Below are 17,502 nucleotides of genomic sequence, written 5' to 3'. Positions count from 1 at the left end.
ATAACCCAGGGCGTGATCACGCTGACGCGCGCCGAGGGTTCTTTGGCAGAAGGCCAGGCGCCCCTCAAGGTGGCCTGGGTGAAGGAGGGCCGGCTCCTTTCCAAGGGGGAGGCCCTGGACGCCCGGCTGGGTGGGCTTTTGCGGCGGGCTCTGGAGGGGGTCTCCCTGAAGGAGGGGGAGAGCCTCCTGGTGGCCGCGCCGGAGGAACAGGTCCTCCTCTTCGGCCTGGGGGAGGACGCCAGGAGTAGCGGGGGAAGGCTGGCCCAGGCCCTCCTGAGGCTCCGCTTCCCCGAGGCCCTGGTGGAGCCCTTGGAGGATGCTTACGCCCTGGCGGAAGGCCTCCTCCTTGGGGCCTACCGCTTCCAGCGCCACAAGTCCGAGAAGGAGGAAAAGGCCCTCACCCTCCGCCTCCCCGGGGTGACGGAGGGGGTCCTGGAAAGGGCCAGGAAGGTGGCGGAAGGGGTCTATCTGGCCCGGGACCTGGTGAACGAGCCCCCGAACCTCCTCACCCCGGAGGCCCTAGCGGAAAGGGCCCTGGAGCTTCGGTCCCTAGGCGTTGAGGTGGAGGTCCTGGACGAGGAGGCCATCGCCAGCCTGGGCATGGGGGCCTTTTTGGCCGTGGCCCAGGGCTCGGCCAACCCGCCCCGCTTCATCCGGCTCCGCTACGCCCCTCCTGGCGCCAGGGCCCGGCTGGACCTGGTGGGGAAGGGCCTCACCTTTGACTCCGGGGGCTACTCCCTGAAGCCCACCGAGAGCATGACCACCATGAAGGGCGACATGGCCGGGGCGGCGGCGGTCCTCGGGGCCATGAAGAGCGCCGCCCTTTTGGGCCTTCCCGTGGAGATCAGGGGCTACATCGCCGCCTGCGAGAACATGATCTCCGGCCGGGCCTACCGGGTGGGGGACGTCCTCAAGACCCTCTCCGGCAAGACGGTGGAGGTGATGAACACCGACGCCGAGGGCCGCCTCACCCTGGCGGACGCCCTCTTCTACGCCGAGCGGGAAGGAGCGGAGCGCATCCTGGAGCTCTCCACCCTCACCGGGGCCGCCGTGGTGGCCCTGGGGGAGGAGGTGGCGGCCCTCTTCGCCACCGAGCCCGCCTGGGGGAGCCTGGTCCAGGAGGCGGCCCATAGGGCAGGGGAGAAGGTCTGGCCCATGCCCCTGGAGAAGGCCTACCGGGAGAAGCTCAAAAGCCCCGTGGCCGACCTGAAGAACGTGGGGGACCGGAACGGCGGGGCCATCACCGCCGCCCTCTTCCTCTCGGAGTTCGTCCGCGTGCCCCTGGCCCACCTGGACATCGCCGGCCCCGCCTTCGCCAAAAAAGGCCACCCCCTGGGCCCCGAGGGGGGAACGGGCTTTGGGGTGCGGACCATCCTGGAGGTGGCCCAGGCCCTGTAGAAAAGGCCCGGGGGCTTCCCCGGGCCCTAGGCCTTTTCCGGCTACTTCTGGCAGTTGGGGCACTTGCCCCTGAACTCCAGCCGGAAGCCCTCCAGCGCCCAGCCCGAGCGCTCCGCCGCCGCCTGCATGGCGGGGCTGAGGTCCAGCTCGGGCAGGTTCTTCAGGAGGAAGTCCTCCACCTTGCCGCAGGAGGTGCAGACCAGGTGGACGTGGGGCTCGGTGTAGCCGTCGTAGCGGGTGTAGCCCTTGGGGTCCTTGAACTCGTAGATGAGGCCGTGCTCCCGGAGGACGTGGAGGTTCAGGTAGACGGTGGAGAGGCCGATGTCGTAGCCCCGCTTCTTCAGGCCCTGGTAGAGCTCCTCGGGGGTGGGGTGGACGTTCTTCTTGTCCAGGAAGCTCAGGATCCGCTCCCTGGGCAGGGTGTGCCGCAGACCCACCGCCTTTAGCCGCGCCCGGTAGTTCTCCTTTTCCTTGGTCCTTGGCATAGCTCCTCCTTCCTTTCGGTTCCAGTATACACCTGGGGTGTGCAAATGCAACATCCCTAAGGTTCTCCAGGAGATAAAATCAAAGATTTTTGCCCATCTGATGGGCTTTCTGCACCTGTTCCTTCCGGACGCCCTATTGCTATTTTGAAGGGAATCCCTGTTCTTTGCAAGGCGCGAAGAGGGTATAATGGGGCCACCTTGGAGCGGCCCATCTACCGCCTCCTCCACCTGGTCTTCGCCCTGGGCCTGGCCCACGCCCTCTTCCTCCTGGCCCAGGAGGGGGTGCGGGCCCAGAAGCTGGCCCAGGAACGGGCCCGCCTCGAGGCCGAGCTTGAGAAGAAGCGGGCCGCTATAGCCCGCCTTGAGGCCCTGGTGGCCGCCGCCAAAGACCCCGAGCACCTGGAGGCTCTGGCCAGGAGGCTTGGCTTTGTGGGCCAAGAGGAGATACTGAAGAGGCGATGAGGGAGGACCCCGCCCACCTTCTCCTGGAAGACGAGGCCCTGACGGAGGGCCTCACCGACGAGGAAGCCCAGGTCCTGCTTTCCTGGCTTCTGGACCTGGCCAAGGACGCCGACCCCGCCCAGATTGCCCACCTGCGCCGCCTGGGCCACGAGATCACCCGGCTTTCCCTGGACTACGGGGTTCCCGTGGAGGAGGTGATCGGACTGGTGGAGCTGGCCTGGGGCGGGGATGAGGTCCAGGGCCTAAAGGCCTAAGGGGCCCAGGCCCGGAGGAGGGCCCGCACCTCGCCTAGCCTCGGGGGCGGGGGGTCTTTGCGGTAGATGAGGGCCACCTGCAGGCTGGCCTCCTCCTCCAAAGGCCGCAGGACGGTGCCCGGGTGGGGGAAGACCCGGTAGGGGGCCAGGGTCAGGTGGACGCCCAACCCCGCCGCCACCAGGCTCACCGCCTGGGAGAAGCGGGAGACCTCCCGCACCACCCGGGGGGCGAAGCCTGCCCGGCGGAAGACCTCCAGGAAGGCCTCGTGGAGGGGAGGGAGGGTCTCCCGGGAAAGGAGGAGAAAGGGCGCTTCCCTTAGCTCTGCCAAAGGGACCCGTTCCTGCCCCGCCAGGGGGTGGTCCTCGGGGAGGAGGACCACGATGGGCACCTTGAAAAGGGGCTCCTCCTCTATGGCGGGGTCCGCCACCTTGAGGCCCGCCAGGCCGTAGTCCAGCCGCGCCTCCTTGAGGGCCTTGACCTGCTCGGGGGTGTGCATCTCCAGGACCTCCACCGCCTCCCCCAGCCCCCGGCGCAGGTGGTCCAGAAGGGGCATGAGGTCGGGGAGGAGGTTCTCCGGCACCCCAAAGCGCAGGCTCTCCCGCCCCGCCCGGCGCACCCTTTCCTTCAGGGCCTCCACCTCCCGCAAAAGGGCTTTCCCCTCCCGGGCCAGGGCCTCCCCCGCCGGGGTCAGGCGGAAGGGGCGGCGCTCCAAGAGCCTCACCCCCAGCTCCCGCTCCAGGGCCTGGATCTGCTGGGAGAGGGCGGGCTGGGAGAGGTAGGCCCGCTCCGCCGCCCGGTGAAAGTTTTTCTCCTCGGCCAGGAGCAGAAAGAGGCGGAGCCGCCGCAGGTCCATGATAGGAAAATCTTATCACCTGCCCAGCCCCTTGGCTATTGGACAAAGGGGCCCCGTCTGCCCCAGACTGAAGGGTGGGTCGGTGTAGTGTACTTTTGGTCAAGGGGGGAGCATGACGGAACGGGAGCTTAAGGAAGCTTGGGCCAGGCTTTCGCCGGAGGAGCGGGCCCGGCTTAAGGAGATAGAGAACCGGGAGTGGCGGGAGTCCTTGGAGTACGTGCTTAAGGTGGAAGGCCCGGAGCGGGTGGAGGAGCTTCTGCGCCACCTGGACGAGTACCTCTACCTCCAGGGCTTCTTCCCGCAGAACCGCCTCAACACCCCCTACCTCAACACCATCCCCAAGGAGCTGGAGCCCCCCTATCCCGGGAACCTGGAGCTAGAGCGCCGCATCGCCAACATCCTCCGCTGGAACGCCGCCATGATGGTCGCCCGGGCCAACAAGAAGGCGGACGGCATCGGCGGCCACATCTCCACCTACGCCTCCATCGCCGAGCTCTATGAGGTGGGCTTCAACCACTTCTTCCGGGGGCCGGAAGCGGGTCTGGACCGGGACCTGGTCTTCTTCCAGGGCCACTCCTCCCCCGGCATCTACGCCCGGGCCTTTCTGGAAGGCCGGCTTTCTCAAGCGGACCTGGAGAACTTCCGCCGGGAAGTCCACCCCCCGGTGCCGGGAGGCCGGGGGCTTTCCAGCTACCCCCATCCCTGGCTCATGCCGGACTTCTGGGAGTTCCCCACGGTCTCCATGGGGCTTGGGCCCATCCAGGCCATCTACCAGGCCCGCTTTATGCGCTACCTGGAGGACCGGGGCCTGAAGCCCAAGAGCTCCGCCAAGGTCTGGGCCTTCCTGGGGGACGGGGAGCACGACGAGCCCGAGACCGTGGGGGCTTTGCACCTGGCCGCCAGGGAGAACCTGGACAACCTCATCTTTGTGGTGAACTGCAACCTCCAGCGCCTGGACGGGCCCGTGAGGGGCAACTCCAAGATCATCCAGGAGCTGGAGAGGCTCTATAGGGGTGCGGGCTGGCGGGTCATCAAGGTGGTCTGGGGCTCGGCCTGGGACCAGCTCCTCGCCAAGGACCGGGAGGGGCACCTCCTCCGCCGCTTTGAGGCCCTGGTGGACGGGGAGAGCCAGCGCTACGCCGCCTTCGGGGGGAAGGAGCTTAGGGAGCGCTTCTTCAACACCCCGGAACTCAAGCGCCTCATAGAGGGCATGACGGACGAGGAGCTCACCGAGCTCACCCGGAGCCGGGGCGGCCACGACCTGGAGAAGATCTACGCCGCCTATAAGGCGGCGGTGGAGCACAAGGGGAGCCCGGTGGTCATCCTGGCCCGCACCATCAAGGGCTACGGCATGGGGCCCACGGCCATGGCCAAGAACGTGGCCCACCAGGTGAAGAAGCTCACCGAGGAGGACCTGAAGGAGGCCCGGGCCTTTTTGGGGATCCCCATCCCCGGGGAGAAGCTGGCCGAGCTCCCCTACTACCACCCCGGGCCGGACTCCGAGGAGGTGCGGTATCTCCTGGAGAGGAGGAGGGCCCTGGGGGGCTTCGTGCCGGAAAGGCGGGTGCGCTTTACGGGGGGCCTCGAGGTCCCGGGGGAGGAGTTCTTCCGGGAGTTCTACGAGGGCTCGGGCGGCCGGGAGATCTCCACCACCATGGCCTTCGTGCGTATCCTGGCCAAGCTGCTCCGCCACCCCGTCATCGGCAAGCTCATCGTCCCCATCGTTCCCGACGAGGCCCGTACCTTCGGCATGGAGGCCCTGATCGCCCAGGTGGGGGTCTACTCTCCCCAGGGCCAGCTCTACATCCCCGTGGACGCCGGCACCCTCACCGCCTACAAGGAGAGCAAGGAGGGGCAGATCCTGGAGGAGGGCATCACCGAGGCCGGAGCCATGGCGGAGTTCATCGCCGCCGGCACGGCCTACGCCCACTATGGCATCCCCACCATCCCCTTCTTCATCACCTACTCCATGTTCGGCCTGCAGAGGATCGGGGACCTGGTCTGGGCCGCCGCCGACCAAAGGACCCGGGGCTTCTTCCTGGGGGCCACGGCGGGGCGGACCACCCTGGAGGGGGAGGGCCTGCAGCACCAGGACGGCCAGAGCCACATCTACGCCCTGGCGGCCCCCAACCTCCTGGCCTACGACCCGGCCTTCGCCTACGAGCTCGCCGTGATCCTGGAAGACGGCCTCCGGCGCATGTACAAGGAGGGGGAGGACGTCCTCTACTACATCACCATTGAGAACGAAAACTACCCCCACCCCCCCATGCCCGAGCCCCGGGAAGGGGTGAAAGAGGGGATCCTCAAGGGGCTTTACCTCTTCCGCCAAGGGGAGGGGAAGGGCAAAAGGGTGCAGCTCTTCGGCACCGGCCCCCTGCTCAGGGAGGCCTTGAAGGCCCAGGAGCTCCTTTTGGACTTCGGGGTGGTGGCCGACGTCTGGAGCGTTACCAGCTACAAGGCCCTGTACCTGGACGCCGTGGAGGCGGAAAGGGAAAGGCGGCTTCTGGGGAAGGCCCGCAAGCCCTACGTGGCCCAGGCCCTCGAGGGCCACGAGGGGCCGGTGGTGGCGGTGACGGACTACCTGAAGGCCCTGCCCAGCCTGGTGCGGGACCATGTGGGCCGCCCCTTCTGCGCTCTGGGCACCGACGGCTTTGGCCGATCGGACACCCGGGAGGCCCTGAGGGACTTTTTTGAGGTGGACGCCCGGCACATCGCCTACGCCGCCTTGGCCCTTTTGGCGGAGGAAGGCCAGTTGCCCGAGAAGACCCTGAAGGCGGCCAAGGAGCGCCTTGGGCTTAGGCTGGAGGAGAGGCCGCCCCACAGGCGGTAAAGGCAGTACAGGAGGCGGTATGGAGCTTAGGATTCCCGAACTGGGCGACAACGTGGCCGTGGCCACCGTGGTGGGGGTTCTGGTCCGGGAGGGGGACCGGGTGGCCCCCGGCCAGCCCCTTTTGGAGCTGGAGACCGACAAGGCGGTCATGGAGGTGCCCGCCGAGGTGGGCGGGGTGGTGAAGCGGGTTCTGGTCCAAGTGGGGGAGGAGGTGCGCCCTGGACAGCCCTTCCTGGAGCTTGCGGAGGAGGAGGCTCTGGAGGTTTCCCAGGTCGCCCAGCGTGCGCCCGAGGCTAAGTACCCCACCGCGGCTTTTGCCGCGGTGGGGGCCCCAGAAAAACCTTTCCTCAGCCCCGACTTGAGCACTCCCTATGGCGAAACCAAAGCGCAGGCACTAAGGCCCGAGCCCGCTCCCGAACTGGCGCTGCCCAGGGCCCCCCAGGCGCCCTCTGAAGGGCGCCTCGTCCCCGCCGCGCCCTCCGTGAGGCGGCTCGCCCGGGAGCTGGGCGTGGACATCCGGGAAGTGCGGGGGACCGGCCTCGCCGGGCGCATCACCGAGGAAGACGTGCGCCGGGCGGCGGGGCTGGCCCCGGCGGCCCTCGAGGCCCCGCCCCCCACGCCCAGGCTTCCCGACTTCAGCCGGTGGGGCCCGGTGCGCCATGAGCCCATGAGCGGGGTGCGCAAGGCCACCATGAGGGCCATGGCCCAGGCCTGGGCCCAGGTGCCCATGGTCACCCACTTTGACGAGGCCGACATCACCGAGCTCGAGGCCCTGCGCAAGGGCTACGCCAGAAAGGCCGAGGAAAAGGGCTTCCGCCTCACCCTCACCGCCTTCTTGCTCAAGGCCCTGGCCCTCACCCTGAAGGCCTTCCCCAAGTTCAACGCCTCCATTGACCCCGAGAAACAGGAGGTCATCTACAAGGACTACGTCCACATCGGCGTGGCCGTGGACACCCCCCACGGCCTCCTGGTGCCGGTGATCCGGGACGTGGACAAGAAGGGCATCCTGGCCCTGGCCCAGGAGCTTCAGGAGGTCTCGGAGAGGGCCAGGGCCAGGAAGCTTTCCCCCGAGGAGATGCAGGGGGGCACCTTCAGCCTCTCCAACCTGGGAGGGATCGGGGGCACGGGCTTCACCCCTATCGTCAACTGGCCGGAGGTGGCCATCCTGGGGGTTTCCCGCTCCCAGATGAAGCCCGTGTGGGACCCGGAAAAGGAGGCCTTCCTGCCCAGGCTCTACATGCCCTATAGCCTCACCTACGACCACCGCCTCATTGACGGGGCCGAGGCCGCCCGCTTCTGCCGCCACCTGGCCGGGCTTCTGGAAGACCCCGTGGGCCTGGCCCTGGCCTAAGTACCTCACCGCGGCTTGGGCCACGGCGGGGGCTCCAAAGCGGCCACGTATACCCTTGTTTCCTGTTTTCTTCGGCCCACCATGCCTGGGCCCCCATGCTGGCGCAAGCCAGCATGGGGTGGTATTAGGCCTATACTGGGAAGGTATGCGCGTCATCGTGGTGGGAACCCGGGGTAGCGCCCTGGCCCTGGCCCAGACCCGATGGGTGGTGGAGCGCCTCAAGGAGAGCTGGCCCGAGGCCGAGTTCAAGGTGAAGACCATCAGGACCCGGGGCGACGGGGGGGCGGACCCCAGGGAGCAGGCCATCTTCGTCAAGGAGCTTCAGGAGGCCCTCCTTGCCCGGGAGATTGACATCGCCGTCCACTCCCTCAAGGACCTGCCCACCGAGGAGCCCAAGGGCCTCAAGATCGCCGCCATCCCCAGGCGCCAGGACCCCCGGGACGCCTTCCTGGGCAAGGCCTTTAAGCGCCTGGAGGACCTTCCCCCTGGGGCGGTGGTGGGGACCAGTTCCATAAGGCGCAAGGCCCAGATCCTGGCCCACCGCCCGGACCTTGTGGTCAAGGACCTCCGGGGCAACGTGGACACCCGCTTGGCCGCTCTGGGCAATGGGGAGTACGACGCCATCATCCTGGCGGCGGCGGGGCTCATCCGGCTGGACCTCAGGAACCGCATAGACCAGTTTCTGGAGCCCGAGGTCATGCTCCCGGCCCCGGGGCAGGGGGCCCTGGCCCTGGAGGTGCGCCAGGGGGACGACCTGGCCGAGGAGCTCAGCTACGCCCTGCACCACCACGCCTCCCACGACCGGGTGCGCGCGGAGCGAGCCTTCCTGAGGGGCCTAGGGGCGGGGTGCCTGGCCCCCGTGGGGGCCCTGGCCCAGGTGGGGGAGGACGGTACCTTGGTCCTGGAGGGGGGGATCTTCGCCCCCGACGGCAAGAGCTTCATCCGGGCGGAGATTGAGGGGGAGGCCTCCGAGGCCGAGGAGCTGGGGCTGGAGCTGGCCCGGGACATCCTGGAGCAGGGGGGGCGGGAGATTATGGCCCTAACCCGACCGCTTTAGTGGGGATTGAGCTATAGTGGTGTAGATGGCGCTGAAGCGCTTGACCCGCCAGCGTAAGGCCGTTTTGGAGGTGGTGCAGAAGGCCCACCACCACCCGGACGCCGCCTGGATCTACCAGGAGGTGCGCAAGCTGGTGCCCCGGGTGAGCCTGGCCACCGTCTACCGCACCCTCGAGGCTCTGGTGGCGGAGGGGTACCTGGTCCCCATCACCAAGGCGGGGGAGGCCACCCGGTACGACGCCAACCTCCACCCCCACCTCCACCTCCTCTGCGAGGGGTGCGGAGTCATCGTGGACCTGGAGGTGGACCTGCCCGACCTCTTAGGCCCCGCCCAGAGGGCCCACCCCGGCGTGGAGGTGCGGAGCGTGGAGGTGACCTACAGGGGCCTCTGCCCCCAGTGCAAGGCGGCCCTGAAGGGCTAGATGGATCCCCTGGCCTGGCTTTACGCCCGCCAGAGCGCCGTGACCCTGGGCCTGGAGCGCATCCGGGCCCTTCTTGCCCGTCTGGGCCAGCCGGAGGAGGCCTACCCGGCGGTTCTGGTGGGCGGCACCAACGGCAAGGGGAGCGTCTCCAGGGCCCTGGCCGCCATCCTGGAGGAGGCGGGCCTTAGGGTAGGCCTTTACACCAGCCCCCACCTGGTGCGCTTTTCCGAGCGGGTCCAGGTCCAGGGCAGCCCCATTCCCGAAGAGAAGCTCCTTGCCCTCTTGGAGGAGGTCCGCCCCCACGCCGAAGCCCTGGGGGCCAGCTTCTTTGAGGTGGCCACCGCCTTGGCCCTCCTCCACTTCGCCCGGGAGGGGGTGGAGCTGGCGGTGTTGGAGGTGGGCCTGGGGGGCAGGCTGGACGCCACCAACGCCGCCGAGCCCGTCCTCTCGGTGGTCACCAACATCGGCCACGACCACCTGGAGGTCCTGGGGCCCACCCTGAAGGACGTGGCCCGGGAGAAGGCGGGGATCTTCCGAAAGGGCGTCCCCGCCCTCACCGCCGCCAGGGGGGAAGGCCTCGCCGCCCTGAAGGCGGAGGCCAGGGCCCGGGGGACGCCCCTTTGGGTTCTGGGGGAGGACTTTGGGGTGGGGGACCTGGAGGCCCTGGAGGAGGGTCTGGGCTTCACCCTCTACCTCCCCAGGACGGGCGAGGAAAGGCCCTTCAGGGCGAAGCTTCTTGGCCCCCACCAGGCTGAGAACCTGGCCCTGGCCGCCTTGGCGGGCCGCCTCCTTGGGGCCTCCTGGGAGGCGGTGGAGAGGGGCCTCCTTAGGGCGGAGAACCCCGGGCGGCTCCAGCGGCTTTTTTATGGAGGGAAGGAGCTCATCCTGGACGGGGCCCACAACCCGGAAGGGGCCCTGGCCCTCAAGGAGGCCCTCCGCTTCCACGGGCTTCTTCCCGCCGCCTTGGTCCTGGCCTTCTCCCGGGACAAGGACCACGCCGCCATGGCCGAGGCCCTAAGGGGCCTGGCCCCTGTGGTCCTCACCCGCTACGCCTCCCCCCGGAGCCAGGACCCCAGGGCCCTCCTCCCCCTCTTCCCCGGGGCTTTGGTGGAGGAAGACCCCCTCAAGGCCCTAGAGCGGGCCTTTGGGTTTGCGGACCGGGCGGTGGTGGCGGGGAGCCTCTACCTGGTGGGGGAGGTCCTGAGGGCCCTGAGGGGCCTCCCCCCGGAGGAACGCTGGCAATAGAATGGGTGCGTGCTCCGCACCCTGGGGGGACTGAGGTTAGAGGGGGCCTCTTTTAGCAAGAAAAAGCCCCTCCTCCTGACGGCCTACCTGGCCCTCGAGGGCCCCAAGTCCCGCCGCCACCTCCAGGAGCTCTTCTGGCCCCGGGCCGAAGACCAAAAGAACAGCCTCTCCGTGGCCCTTTCCCAACTCAAGCGGGCCGGGGTGGCGATCGTGGGGAATGAGGTCCTGGAGGCCCGGGTAGCCTGCGACGCCCTCCTCCTTAAGGAGGTCCTGGCCCAGGGCCGCTTGGACGAGGCCCGGGCCCTCTACCGGGGCCGCTTCCTGGAAGGGGCTGACGAAGACCTTTCCGAGGAGCTGGAGGAGTGGGTCTGGTCCACCCGGGAGGCGTTGGCCGAGGCCCTCTATAGCGCCCACCTCCGGGAGGCGGGAAAGCGCTTCGCCCTGGGGTTAGAGGAGGAGGGCGAAGCCCTTTGGCGGGCGGCGCTGGCCCTGCCCGGGGTGGCCGAGGTGGCGGAGGAGGCGCCTCGCCGGGAGCTCCTGCCCCCGGAGGCGCGCCGGGCTTTTTACGGGGTGGCCTTCCTGGGGCCGGTTCAGGCGGGTGAGGTCCTGGAGGTGAGCGCGGAGGCCCTGGAGCTTCTCTGGAAGCGGGGCCTTCTCACCTCCACGGGTGAGCCCACCTTCCGGCCGACCCTTACCCTCGAGGCCCGCAGGGTGGCCCTGGAGCTGGCCCGGAGGCTCCCCCTGCCTGAGGCCGCCCCCTACTACCGCCTGAGCCTTCCCCTCTGGCAGGAGGAGGACGCAGCCCGGGGGAAAAGGGCCCTTCTGGACCTGGCCCGGAAGGAGGTGGAGGAGAATCCCAAGGAGGCCCTGGAGCTCCTCCTGGAACTGGCCCCCGACCTCGAGGTCCTCCTCCTCCGGGCCCGGGTCCTGGAGCGCCTGGGGCGGTACGCCGAGGCCCTCTCCTTGCTGGAGGAGGTGCCCGAGAGCCCGGGAAAGAGCGCCCTCAAGGGGGTCCTCGCCTTCCGCATGGGGGATCGGCCAAAAGCGGCGGCGGAGGCGGAAAAGGCGCTAAAGGGCGACGCCTACGCGCAAGGGGAGGGGTGGAACCTCCTAGGCCTCCTCCATATGGGGGAGGGGCGCTTCCAGGAGGCCGCCGAGGCCTTTAGCCGGGCGGCGGTGCGCTTCCTGCTGGCGGGGGAAAGGGTCCGCCACCTGGGGGCCCTGGGGAACCGGGCCGTGGCCCTGGCGGAGCTGGGCCAGGGGGAGGAGTCCTTCCGGGAGGTCCTAGAGGCGGCGGCGGACCATCCCCTCCTGCAGGCCCGCCTTCTTTTGAACCTGGGGGTGGTCAAGGAGCGCCAGGGCCTTATAGAGGAGGCCAAGGGGCTTTACCGAGAGGCTTTGGCCCTGGCGGAAAGGGTGGGGAACCTGGAGGCCATGGGCCGGGCCTGGAACAACCTGGGGGCCCTCTACCACCGCCAAGGCAGGAAGGAGGAAGCCCAGAGTGCCTACGAGAAGGCCCTGGAGCTGGCCCAAAGGGCGGGGGAACACCTCCTTCTGGCGGCGGCCCTGGCCAACTGGGCGGAGCTCCGCGGGGACCGGGCCCTTCTGGAAGAGGCCATAAGGGTTCTGGAGGAAGCCGGCCACCAGGCCCTGGCCCAGCGCTACCGGGCCCGCTTGCAGGACCTCTAGGCGTTCAGGCTCCGTTCAGACCCCTTTCCCTATCCTCCCTTCATGCCCCTAAGCCTCTGGGACCTGGACGGCTACAGCTTCCCCGCGGAGGTGGTGGTATGAGGAAGCTTTTTCTGTTTCTCGCCTTGCTTTTCTCTTCGGCCTGCGGTCCGACCCCCTTGCAGGTGAGCCTTTCCCCGCAAAGGGCCTTGGTGGGGGAGGAGGTGACGGCTACCCTCACCGGGGCCCGGGCGGAGGGGGCGAGGGTTTGGGTGGGGGGTGAGGAGGCGGAGGTGGTGCGGGCCTCGGGAAGCGCCCTGGTCTTCCGGGTGCCGGCGGTGGCGGGGGGTCCTAAAGAGGTGGAGGTCCAGACCTCGAGGGGCACCGCCACCGCCACCCTGGGGGTCCTGGGCCAGGTGGCCCGGGACCGGGTCCTCCTGCGCCTGCCCCTGGGCCAAGCCCTCCGCGACCTACCCCAGGGCTTTTCCCTCATCCGGAGGGATGACCTTAGGGGCTGCGGCTTCGCCCTGGCGGAGCTGGGCTACACCGGGGAGGCCCTGGGCCGCGCCCTGGAGGAGCTGGAGGCCCTGGACCCCAGCTACAAGGCCGACCCGGAAAGCCTGTGGAGCTTTGACAGCTGGGGTGCGGAGGCCATAGGGGCTTTCCGGGCCCACCAGCGAGGCCTTTCCGGCCAAGGGGTGGCCGTGGCCGTCCTGGACACCGGGGTGGACCCCGTAGTCCCTCAGCTTCTCGGCTACGACTTCGTGGAAGACGACACCGTGCCCCAGGACGCTTTTCCCGGCGGCCATGGCACCGGGGCGGCGGGCCTGGTGAAGGAGGTAGCCCCGGATGCAGATATCCTCCCGGTGCGGGTCTGCGACCAAAGCGGCGTCTGCCGGGCAAGCCGGGTGGTGCGGGGGGTGTGCTGGGTGGTGCAAAACCGTCAGGGGCCCACGGTCCTCAACCTGAGCCTGGGGGGCGACACCCCGGTGGAGGCCCTGAAGCTGGCCCTGGAGGCGGCCCTCTCCCAGGGCATCCCGGTGGCCGCGGCCGCGGGCAACCAGGGGAACCAGGGAAGTCCGGCCCACTATCCTGCTGCCTTTGACCTGCCGGGGCTGGTGGCGGTGGGGGCGCTGGACAAGGACCTGCGTCCGGCTCCCTACAGCACCCGGGGGACCTACGTGGATCTGGCGGCCCCGGGTACGGATTTGGAATGCATGACCCCAGGTGGTGGACAAAGGCTTTGCACCGGCACCTCCTTCGCCACCCCCCTGGTGGCTGGGGCTATGGCCCTGTGGCTTTCGGCCCAGCTGAACCTCACCCCGGCCCAGCTCCAGCAGCGCCTGGAGGAGAACGCCCAGCCCCTACCCTTCCCCCCGCAGGAGGTGGGGAAGGGGATGCTGGACCTCTCTCAGAAGCCCTGAGGTCCTGCCTCCCAAGGCCCCCGGGGGCCCTCCCCGGGGGTTTCCTTTGTTCCCTTAGGCGTTCATCCACCGTTCAGGCTCCGTTAAGGGGGTCTGCGCTACCTTTGGCCTCGAGGCCAGCTTAAGGCGAACCGAGCTTCCCCCAAAATCCGCCTAGGCTCCTCAGAGAGGAGAAAGCCATGTGGAAGAAGTGGACGGCTATAGCCCTTTTGGCGGCCCTGCTCCTGGCAGGGTGCGGGCCCAATGGGCCGGGCGGGGGTACCGGTACACAGTGCACCCGGGCTACAGTGCAGCTCAACCTGAACACGGGGTACGATCAGTCTGCGGGGACCATTATCCCTGGCGGGCAACTGGATAATGAGTGGTGGGTCACGGTGGATCCGACCCCAGGGGCCACAGTTCCGCGCCAAGCCCACGTTACCAGCCTCAGCTTTCCCATTAGCTTCCCCAACGCCCAGTACATAGGCATCAACCCTAACGGGACGGCCTACAACGATCCAAACAATCCTCCCCCCAACCCCATCATTTACGAGTACACCTACTACTTCACCCTTCCCAACGGCGCTTCATCCCCGAGTCTCAACCTTAAGCTCTCGGCCGATGACGCAATAGAGGAGGTTCGCCTTAATGGGAACGTTCTTCACACCTTCTCTCCTAGCAACCCAGGCAACATGTTGCAGGACTTCGTCGCGATTTCTATCAGCAACCCTGCCTTGTTCAACTTCGGTGCCCAGATAAACATTCTCCAGGTTCGGGTAAGGGACACTTACCGCAGTAGCACCGGCCTTATCGTTGAGGGCTCGGTTCGCTACACCGATTGTTGCCGCGAGCCCATCCGCACGAGGAGCGGCTTGCAGTCGTTGAGCTTTTTGGAAAAGTCTGGCGCTGTCCAAACTGTTACCTTCCCTAGCGGATCGGCGCAGCTGACCACGAGGCTCACGGGCAACTTGGGTCCGGCCAACCGGGATTTTGAGGGAGTTCAGAGTGCGGAGTTTTACGATGTCTTCTACTCTGATTGGGATGGAACTCCCAATCCCAATGGAGCCTTCATCACTGTGGAAGCAACTTACGAGCGTCAGCTGCCAGCGGGGGGAGGCCTGAACATCGCCAAGGTTCTACTCAACACCACCACGGGAAGCTTAGCTGCGGATTCCGTTATGAGCTTTGTAGGTCTGGGGGATAACTTCCTACCCCTGAGCGTGGTCAACGCTATAGACGGAAGCAACTCAACGGTTACTACCATGGGAAATACCTCTGGACAAGGGGGGAAGCGTCTTCGCATAACCTTGGGCTTCCCCTGCTGCCAGCCGTAGGTTAGAAGTTACATGGAGAGGGTCAGAGTCTGGGCCCTCTCCACAAACTTTTGCCCAGGCTTAACTCAAAGCCTCTCGGATAACCTGCGCCGCCTGAAGAAGCTCCGCCAAGGGCCGCACCAGGGCGATGCGGACAAACCCCCTCCCCCCGGGCCCGAACCCCCGCCCGGGGGCGAGGGCCACCCCCTCTTCCACGAGGCTTAGGGCGAACTCCAGGTCGTCCACCCCCTTGGGAAGCCTTCCCCAGAGGTACATGGTGGCCTTGGGGGGAAGGAGGTCCAGGGCTCCCTTAAGGGCCTCGGCCATGCCCAAGGCCCGCTCCCGGTAGACCCGGGCGTAGCCCCTTAGCGCCTCCCTGGGGATTTTCAGGGCCGCCACCCCCATCCGCAGGATGCCGGCGTACTGGTTGAAGTCTATGACCCCCTTGACCCGCTCCAGCCTGGCGATGGCCTCCTCGCTCCCCAGGGCGAAGCCCAGGCGGAAGCCCGCCAGGTGGTAGCTCTTGGAGAGGGAGAAGAGCTCCACCACCCGCTCCCTGGCCCCGGGGAGGGCCAGGGGGGAGGGGGCCTCTCCGTCATAGACTTGGTCCACATAGGGGTTGTCGTGGACCAGCCAAAGCCCGTGCCTTCGGGCGAGGGCCAGGGCCTCCTCAAAGTAGGCCCAGTCGGCCACGGCCCCCGTGGGGTTGTTGGGGTAGTTGAGGAGGAGGACCCTGGCCCTTTTCCAGACCTCTTCGGGGACCTGGGCGAGGTCGGCGAGGCCATCCGAGCGGAGGGGGATGTAAAAGGTTTCCAGGGAGGCCACCCGGGCCGCCCCGAAGTAGCTGGGGTAGGCCACGGCGGGAAGGAGGAGGAGGTCATGGGGCTCGGTGAGGGCCAGGAGGAGGTGGGCCAGGCCCTCCTGGCTTCCGATGAGGGCTAAGGCTTCCCGCCTGGGGTCAAGCCGCACCCCGTAGCGCCCCTCGTACCAGCGGCCCGCCTCCTCCAGGAAAGGGAGGGTGCAGCTTTTCAGGCAGTAGCCGTAGGTGGCGGGGTCCTCGAGGGCCTCCCTTAGCGCCTCCAGGGGGGCCTTTGGGGGGAGGAGGTCGGTGGAGCCGATGGAGAGGTCTATGAGGGGAACCCCCCTCTCCCGGGCCTTCCTTTTGGCCTCGTCCACCACCAGAAAGACCGAGGCCTCGGGCACCCTACTCATGGTGCCCCTCCCGCCACGCCTTGCCGGTCACCAGGGAGAGGGCGTGGGGCAGGGCGGGGAGGACGGCCTCTAAGGACTCCCGGGCCCCCTTGGGGCTTCCCGGAAGGTTCAGGATCAGGGTCCTCCCCCGCACCCCGGCCACGCCCCGGGAGAGGGCGGCCATGGGGGTCTTCTCCAGGCCCTTAAGGCGCATGAGCTCGGCCAGGCCCGGGACCTCCCGCTCCAGGACCTCCTTGGTGGCCTCGGGGGTGCGGTCCCGGGGGGCGAGGCCCGTGCCCCCGTTGGTGAGGATGAGGTCCAGCCCCTCCCGGTCCGCCCAGAGCCTGAGGACCTTCTTGATCATGGGGGGCTCGTCGGGGACCAGCTCGTAGAGGACCACCTCGTAGGGCCCGCCCCTCAGGGCCTCCCGGATGGCCAGGTGGGTGGTGTCCTCCCGCTCCCCCCGGTAGCCCTTGTCGGAGATGGTGAGAATGCCCACGCGGAACATTGCCCTTAGCCTATCACGATTCCCGGAAGACCTTTTCAAGAAGGCTTCTGGCGTAGACCAGGGTGCCCTCCAGGGCTCCCTCGTCCAGGCGGGCGAAGGTGTCGGTGGGCCAGTGCCAGTCCGGGGGGAGGCCGCCCTCGAGGCGGACCAGGGTCAGGCAGGAAAACCCCCGCTGCGTGAGGGGCAGGGTGTCAAAGTAGGCCAGGCGGTAGCGGACGGGCCTGGCTCCCGGGGTCTTCCGCGCCGCCTCCAGGAGGGGACCCCGGTAGGGGAAAAAGAGGAGCATCCCCTCCCCTTCGGCATAAAAGAGCTCTCCCCAGCCCACGTTGTCCAGGTTGAGGACGAGGGCCCCCGTGGGCAGGTGGGGGAGGAGGGCCTTGGCCCCCAGGGCCCCCACCTCCTCGCACCCCGTAAGGGCCAGGCCGAGGCGCCACCCGGGAGGGGGCTCGGCCTCCAGGAAGAGGGCGGTGGCCACGGCTACCCCGCTTCCGTTGTCGTTGCCCCCCTCCACGTAGGGGGCGGAAAGCTCCCGGTGGAGGAGGAGAGCGGCCTGGAGGAGGAAGTAAAGGCCCAAGGGCCAGGCCAGGGCGGTGAAGGCCAGGAAGGGGGCCAGAAAGGCCAGGCCCGCGTTGACCAAAAAGGCCAGCCGGAAGCCCCGGACCCTCCCGGGGTGGTAGAGGAAGTAGGTCTTGGCCGTGTCCACGTGGGCCATGAGGACCAAAGCCCTTTCCCCCTCACCCTTCCAGGCTAGGAGGTTCTGGGAGGGAAAGCGGTCCAGGAGGAAGGCCCAGGGGCGGATCCCGTGGAAGTAGAGGAAAAACCCCAAGGCCCCCAGGAGGGGGAAGAGGGGGGAGAAGGGGGTGAGGGCCAGGAGGAGGCTGATGAAAAGGAGTTCCCACCCGTAACTGGGCACTCCCCGGAAGGGGATGGCGGCCGGGGCCAGACCCCTTTCCTCCAGAAGGGCCCGGAGGCGGCGGAAGGCCTCGGCCTCCAGGGGCGTGGCGCTTCCCCGGTGGGGTAGCTTGAGGAGCGCCAAAACCTCTTCCAGGGGGTTCACCCTTC

Annotated in this window: 16 protein-coding genes; 11 read left to right on the top strand and 5 right to left on the bottom strand. The window is 68.1% G+C overall.

Going from position 1 to position 17,502, the window contains the following annotated elements; all coding sequences use genetic code 11:
• The first annotated feature begins 12 nt into the window (after positions 1-12).
• The gene (locus tag BVI061214_RS02915) at positions 13-1,398 is read left to right on the top strand and encodes a leucyl aminopeptidase (protein WP_053767221.1); all 1,386 of its coding nucleotides are present in this window, start codon (positions 13-15) and stop codon (positions 1,396-1,398) included.
• 41 nt (positions 1,399-1,439) lie between these two features.
• Here the strand turns inward: BVI061214_RS02915 and BVI061214_RS02910 are convergent, their stop codons facing one another.
• Positions 1,440-1,883 carry a Fur family transcriptional regulator gene (locus tag BVI061214_RS02910; protein WP_053767220.1) on the bottom strand — a complete coding sequence of 148 codons (444 nt, stop codon included), beginning with the start codon at positions 1,881-1,883 and terminating at the stop codon, positions 1,440-1,442.
• Positions 1,884-2,081: 198 nt separating this feature from the next.
• On the opposite strand from BVI061214_RS02910, the gene BVI061214_RS02905 reads away from it, so the two are divergent.
• Together BVI061214_RS02905 and BVI061214_RS02900 are read left to right on the top strand one after the other, a co-directional pair.
• Complete coding sequence (locus BVI061214_RS02905) at positions 2,082-2,345, top strand: septum formation initiator family protein (protein ID WP_053767219.1); 264 nt, start codon at positions 2,082-2,084, stop codon at positions 2,343-2,345.
• Complete coding sequence (locus BVI061214_RS02900) at positions 2,342-2,599, top strand: hypothetical protein (protein ID WP_053767218.1); 258 nt, start codon at positions 2,342-2,344, stop codon at positions 2,597-2,599. Before BVI061214_RS02905 ends, BVI061214_RS02900 begins: the two co-directional genes overlap by 4 nt.
• Here the strand turns inward: BVI061214_RS02900 and BVI061214_RS02895 are convergent.
• Positions 2,596-3,453: a LysR family transcriptional regulator gene (locus BVI061214_RS02895; RefSeq protein WP_053767217.1), complete on the bottom strand. Its 858-nt coding sequence runs from the start codon at positions 3,451-3,453 to the stop codon at positions 2,596-2,598. The genes BVI061214_RS02900 and BVI061214_RS02895 overlap by 4 nt on opposite strands.
• Positions 3,454-3,565: 112 nt before the next feature.
• Here BVI061214_RS02895 and aceE point away from each other — a divergent pair, with 112 nt between their 5' ends.
• From aceE to BVI061214_RS02855, 8 genes are all read left to right on the top strand, one after another.
• Positions 3,566-6,283 (top strand): pyruvate dehydrogenase (acetyl-transferring), homodimeric type, encoded by a 2,718-nt coding sequence (gene aceE / locus BVI061214_RS02890; RefSeq protein ID WP_053767216.1) that lies wholly within the window; start codon positions 3,566-3,568, stop codon positions 6,281-6,283.
• A gap of 19 nt (positions 6,284-6,302) precedes the next feature.
• A complete protein-coding gene (locus BVI061214_RS02885; protein ID WP_053767215.1) occupies positions 6,303-7,634 on the top strand; it encodes a 2-oxo acid dehydrogenase subunit E2 in 1,332 nt (443 codons plus the stop codon).
• Between the two features lie 145 nt (positions 7,635-7,779).
• On the top strand, positions 7,780-8,691 hold the full coding sequence (hemC, locus tag BVI061214_RS02880) for a hydroxymethylbilane synthase (RefSeq protein ID WP_053767214.1): 912 nt from the start codon (positions 7,780-7,782) through the stop codon (positions 8,689-8,691).
• A 25-nt stretch (positions 8,692-8,716) separates the two neighbouring features.
• Entirely contained in the window at positions 8,717-9,112 is a 396-nt protein-coding gene (perR, locus tag BVI061214_RS02875) for a manganese-dependent transcriptional regulator PerR (protein WP_003046731.1), read from the top strand.
• A complete protein-coding gene (locus BVI061214_RS02870) occupies positions 9,113-10,357 on the top strand; it encodes a bifunctional folylpolyglutamate synthase/dihydrofolate synthase (RefSeq protein WP_053767213.1) in 1,245 nt (414 codons plus the stop codon).
• Positions 10,358-10,366: 9 nt separating this feature from the next.
• Positions 10,367-12,046, top strand: a complete 1,680-nt coding sequence (locus BVI061214_RS02865; RefSeq protein WP_053767212.1) for a tetratricopeptide repeat protein — start codon at positions 10,367-10,369, stop codon at positions 12,044-12,046.
• A gap of 98 nt (positions 12,047-12,144) precedes the next feature.
• A complete protein-coding gene (locus BVI061214_RS02860; protein ID WP_053767211.1) occupies positions 12,145-13,449 on the top strand; it encodes a S8 family serine peptidase in 1,305 nt (434 codons plus the stop codon).
• Between the two features lie 179 nt (positions 13,450-13,628).
• Positions 13,629-14,762 carry a hypothetical protein gene (locus BVI061214_RS02855; RefSeq protein ID WP_053767210.1) on the top strand — a complete coding sequence of 378 codons (1,134 nt, stop codon included), beginning with the start codon at positions 13,629-13,631 and terminating at the stop codon, positions 14,760-14,762.
• Between the two features lie 60 nt (positions 14,763-14,822).
• Here the strand turns inward: BVI061214_RS02855 and BVI061214_RS02850 are convergent, their stop codons facing one another.
• Genes BVI061214_RS02850 through BVI061214_RS02840 form a run of 3 tightly spaced genes read right to left on the bottom strand, consistent with a single transcriptional unit; the run spans position 14,823 to position 17,497 of the window.
• The gene (locus tag BVI061214_RS02850) at positions 14,823-15,953 is read right to left on the bottom strand and encodes an aminotransferase class I/II-fold pyridoxal phosphate-dependent enzyme (protein WP_053767209.1); all 1,131 of its coding nucleotides are present in this window, start codon (positions 15,951-15,953) and stop codon (positions 14,823-14,825) included.
• Positions 15,946-16,440: a MogA/MoaB family molybdenum cofactor biosynthesis protein gene (locus tag BVI061214_RS02845; RefSeq protein ID WP_053767208.1), complete on the bottom strand. Its 495-nt coding sequence runs from the start codon at positions 16,438-16,440 to the stop codon at positions 15,946-15,948. Before BVI061214_RS02845 ends, BVI061214_RS02850 begins: the two co-directional genes overlap by 8 nt.
• A 13-nt stretch (positions 16,441-16,453) precedes the next feature.
• Positions 16,454-17,497, bottom strand: coding sequence for a M28 family peptidase (locus tag BVI061214_RS02840; protein WP_053767207.1), 1,044 nt, complete (start codon positions 17,495-17,497; stop codon positions 16,454-16,456).
• Positions 17,498-17,502: the final 5 nt, after the last annotated feature.

It is taken from the genome of Thermus aquaticus, assembly GCF_001280255.1.
Lineage (GTDB): Bacteria > Deinococcota > Deinococci > Deinococcales > Thermaceae > Thermus > Thermus aquaticus.
This window is presented reverse-complemented; position numbering and strand designations above follow the sequence as displayed.

What these genes read in the sequence shown, in the direction of transcription:
- BVI061214_RS02870 (WP_053767213.1), top strand. Translation starts at nt 9,113, where the DNA reads ATGGATCCCCTGGCCTGGCTTTACGCCCGCCAGAGCGCCGTGACCCTG.
- BVI061214_RS02855 (WP_053767210.1), top strand. Translation starts at nt 13,629, where the DNA reads ATGTGGAAGAAGTGGACGGCTATAGCCCTTTTGGCGGCCCTGCTCCTG.
- hemC (WP_053767214.1), top strand. Translation starts at nt 7,780, where the DNA reads ATGCGCGTCATCGTGGTGGGAACCCGGGGTAGCGCCCTGGCCCTGGCC.
- aceE (WP_053767216.1), top strand. Translation starts at nt 3,566, where the DNA reads ATGACGGAACGGGAGCTTAAGGAAGCTTGGGCCAGGCTTTCGCCGGAG.
- BVI061214_RS02900 (WP_053767218.1), top strand. Translation starts at nt 2,342, where the DNA reads ATGAGGGAGGACCCCGCCCACCTTCTCCTGGAAGACGAGGCCCTGACG.
- perR (WP_003046731.1), top strand. Translation starts at nt 8,717, where the DNA reads ATGGCGCTGAAGCGCTTGACCCGCCAGCGTAAGGCCGTTTTGGAGGTG.
- BVI061214_RS02885 (WP_053767215.1), top strand. Translation starts at nt 6,303, where the DNA reads ATGGAGCTTAGGATTCCCGAACTGGGCGACAACGTGGCCGTGGCCACC.
- BVI061214_RS02845 (WP_053767208.1), bottom strand. Translation starts at nt 16,440, where the DNA reads ATGTTCCGCGTGGGCATTCTCACCATCTCCGACAAGGGCTACCGGGGG.
- BVI061214_RS02895 (WP_053767217.1), bottom strand. Translation starts at nt 3,453, where the DNA reads ATGGACCTGCGGCGGCTCCGCCTCTTTCTGCTCCTGGCCGAGGAGAAA.
- BVI061214_RS02860 (WP_053767211.1), top strand. Translation starts at nt 12,145, where the DNA reads ATGAGGAAGCTTTTTCTGTTTCTCGCCTTGCTTTTCTCTTCGGCCTGC.
- BVI061214_RS02910 (WP_053767220.1), bottom strand. Translation starts at nt 1,883, where the DNA reads ATGCCAAGGACCAAGGAAAAGGAGAACTACCGGGCGCGGCTAAAGGCG.
- BVI061214_RS02850 (WP_053767209.1), bottom strand. Translation starts at nt 15,953, where the DNA reads ATGAGTAGGGTGCCCGAGGCCTCGGTCTTTCTGGTGGTGGACGAGGCC.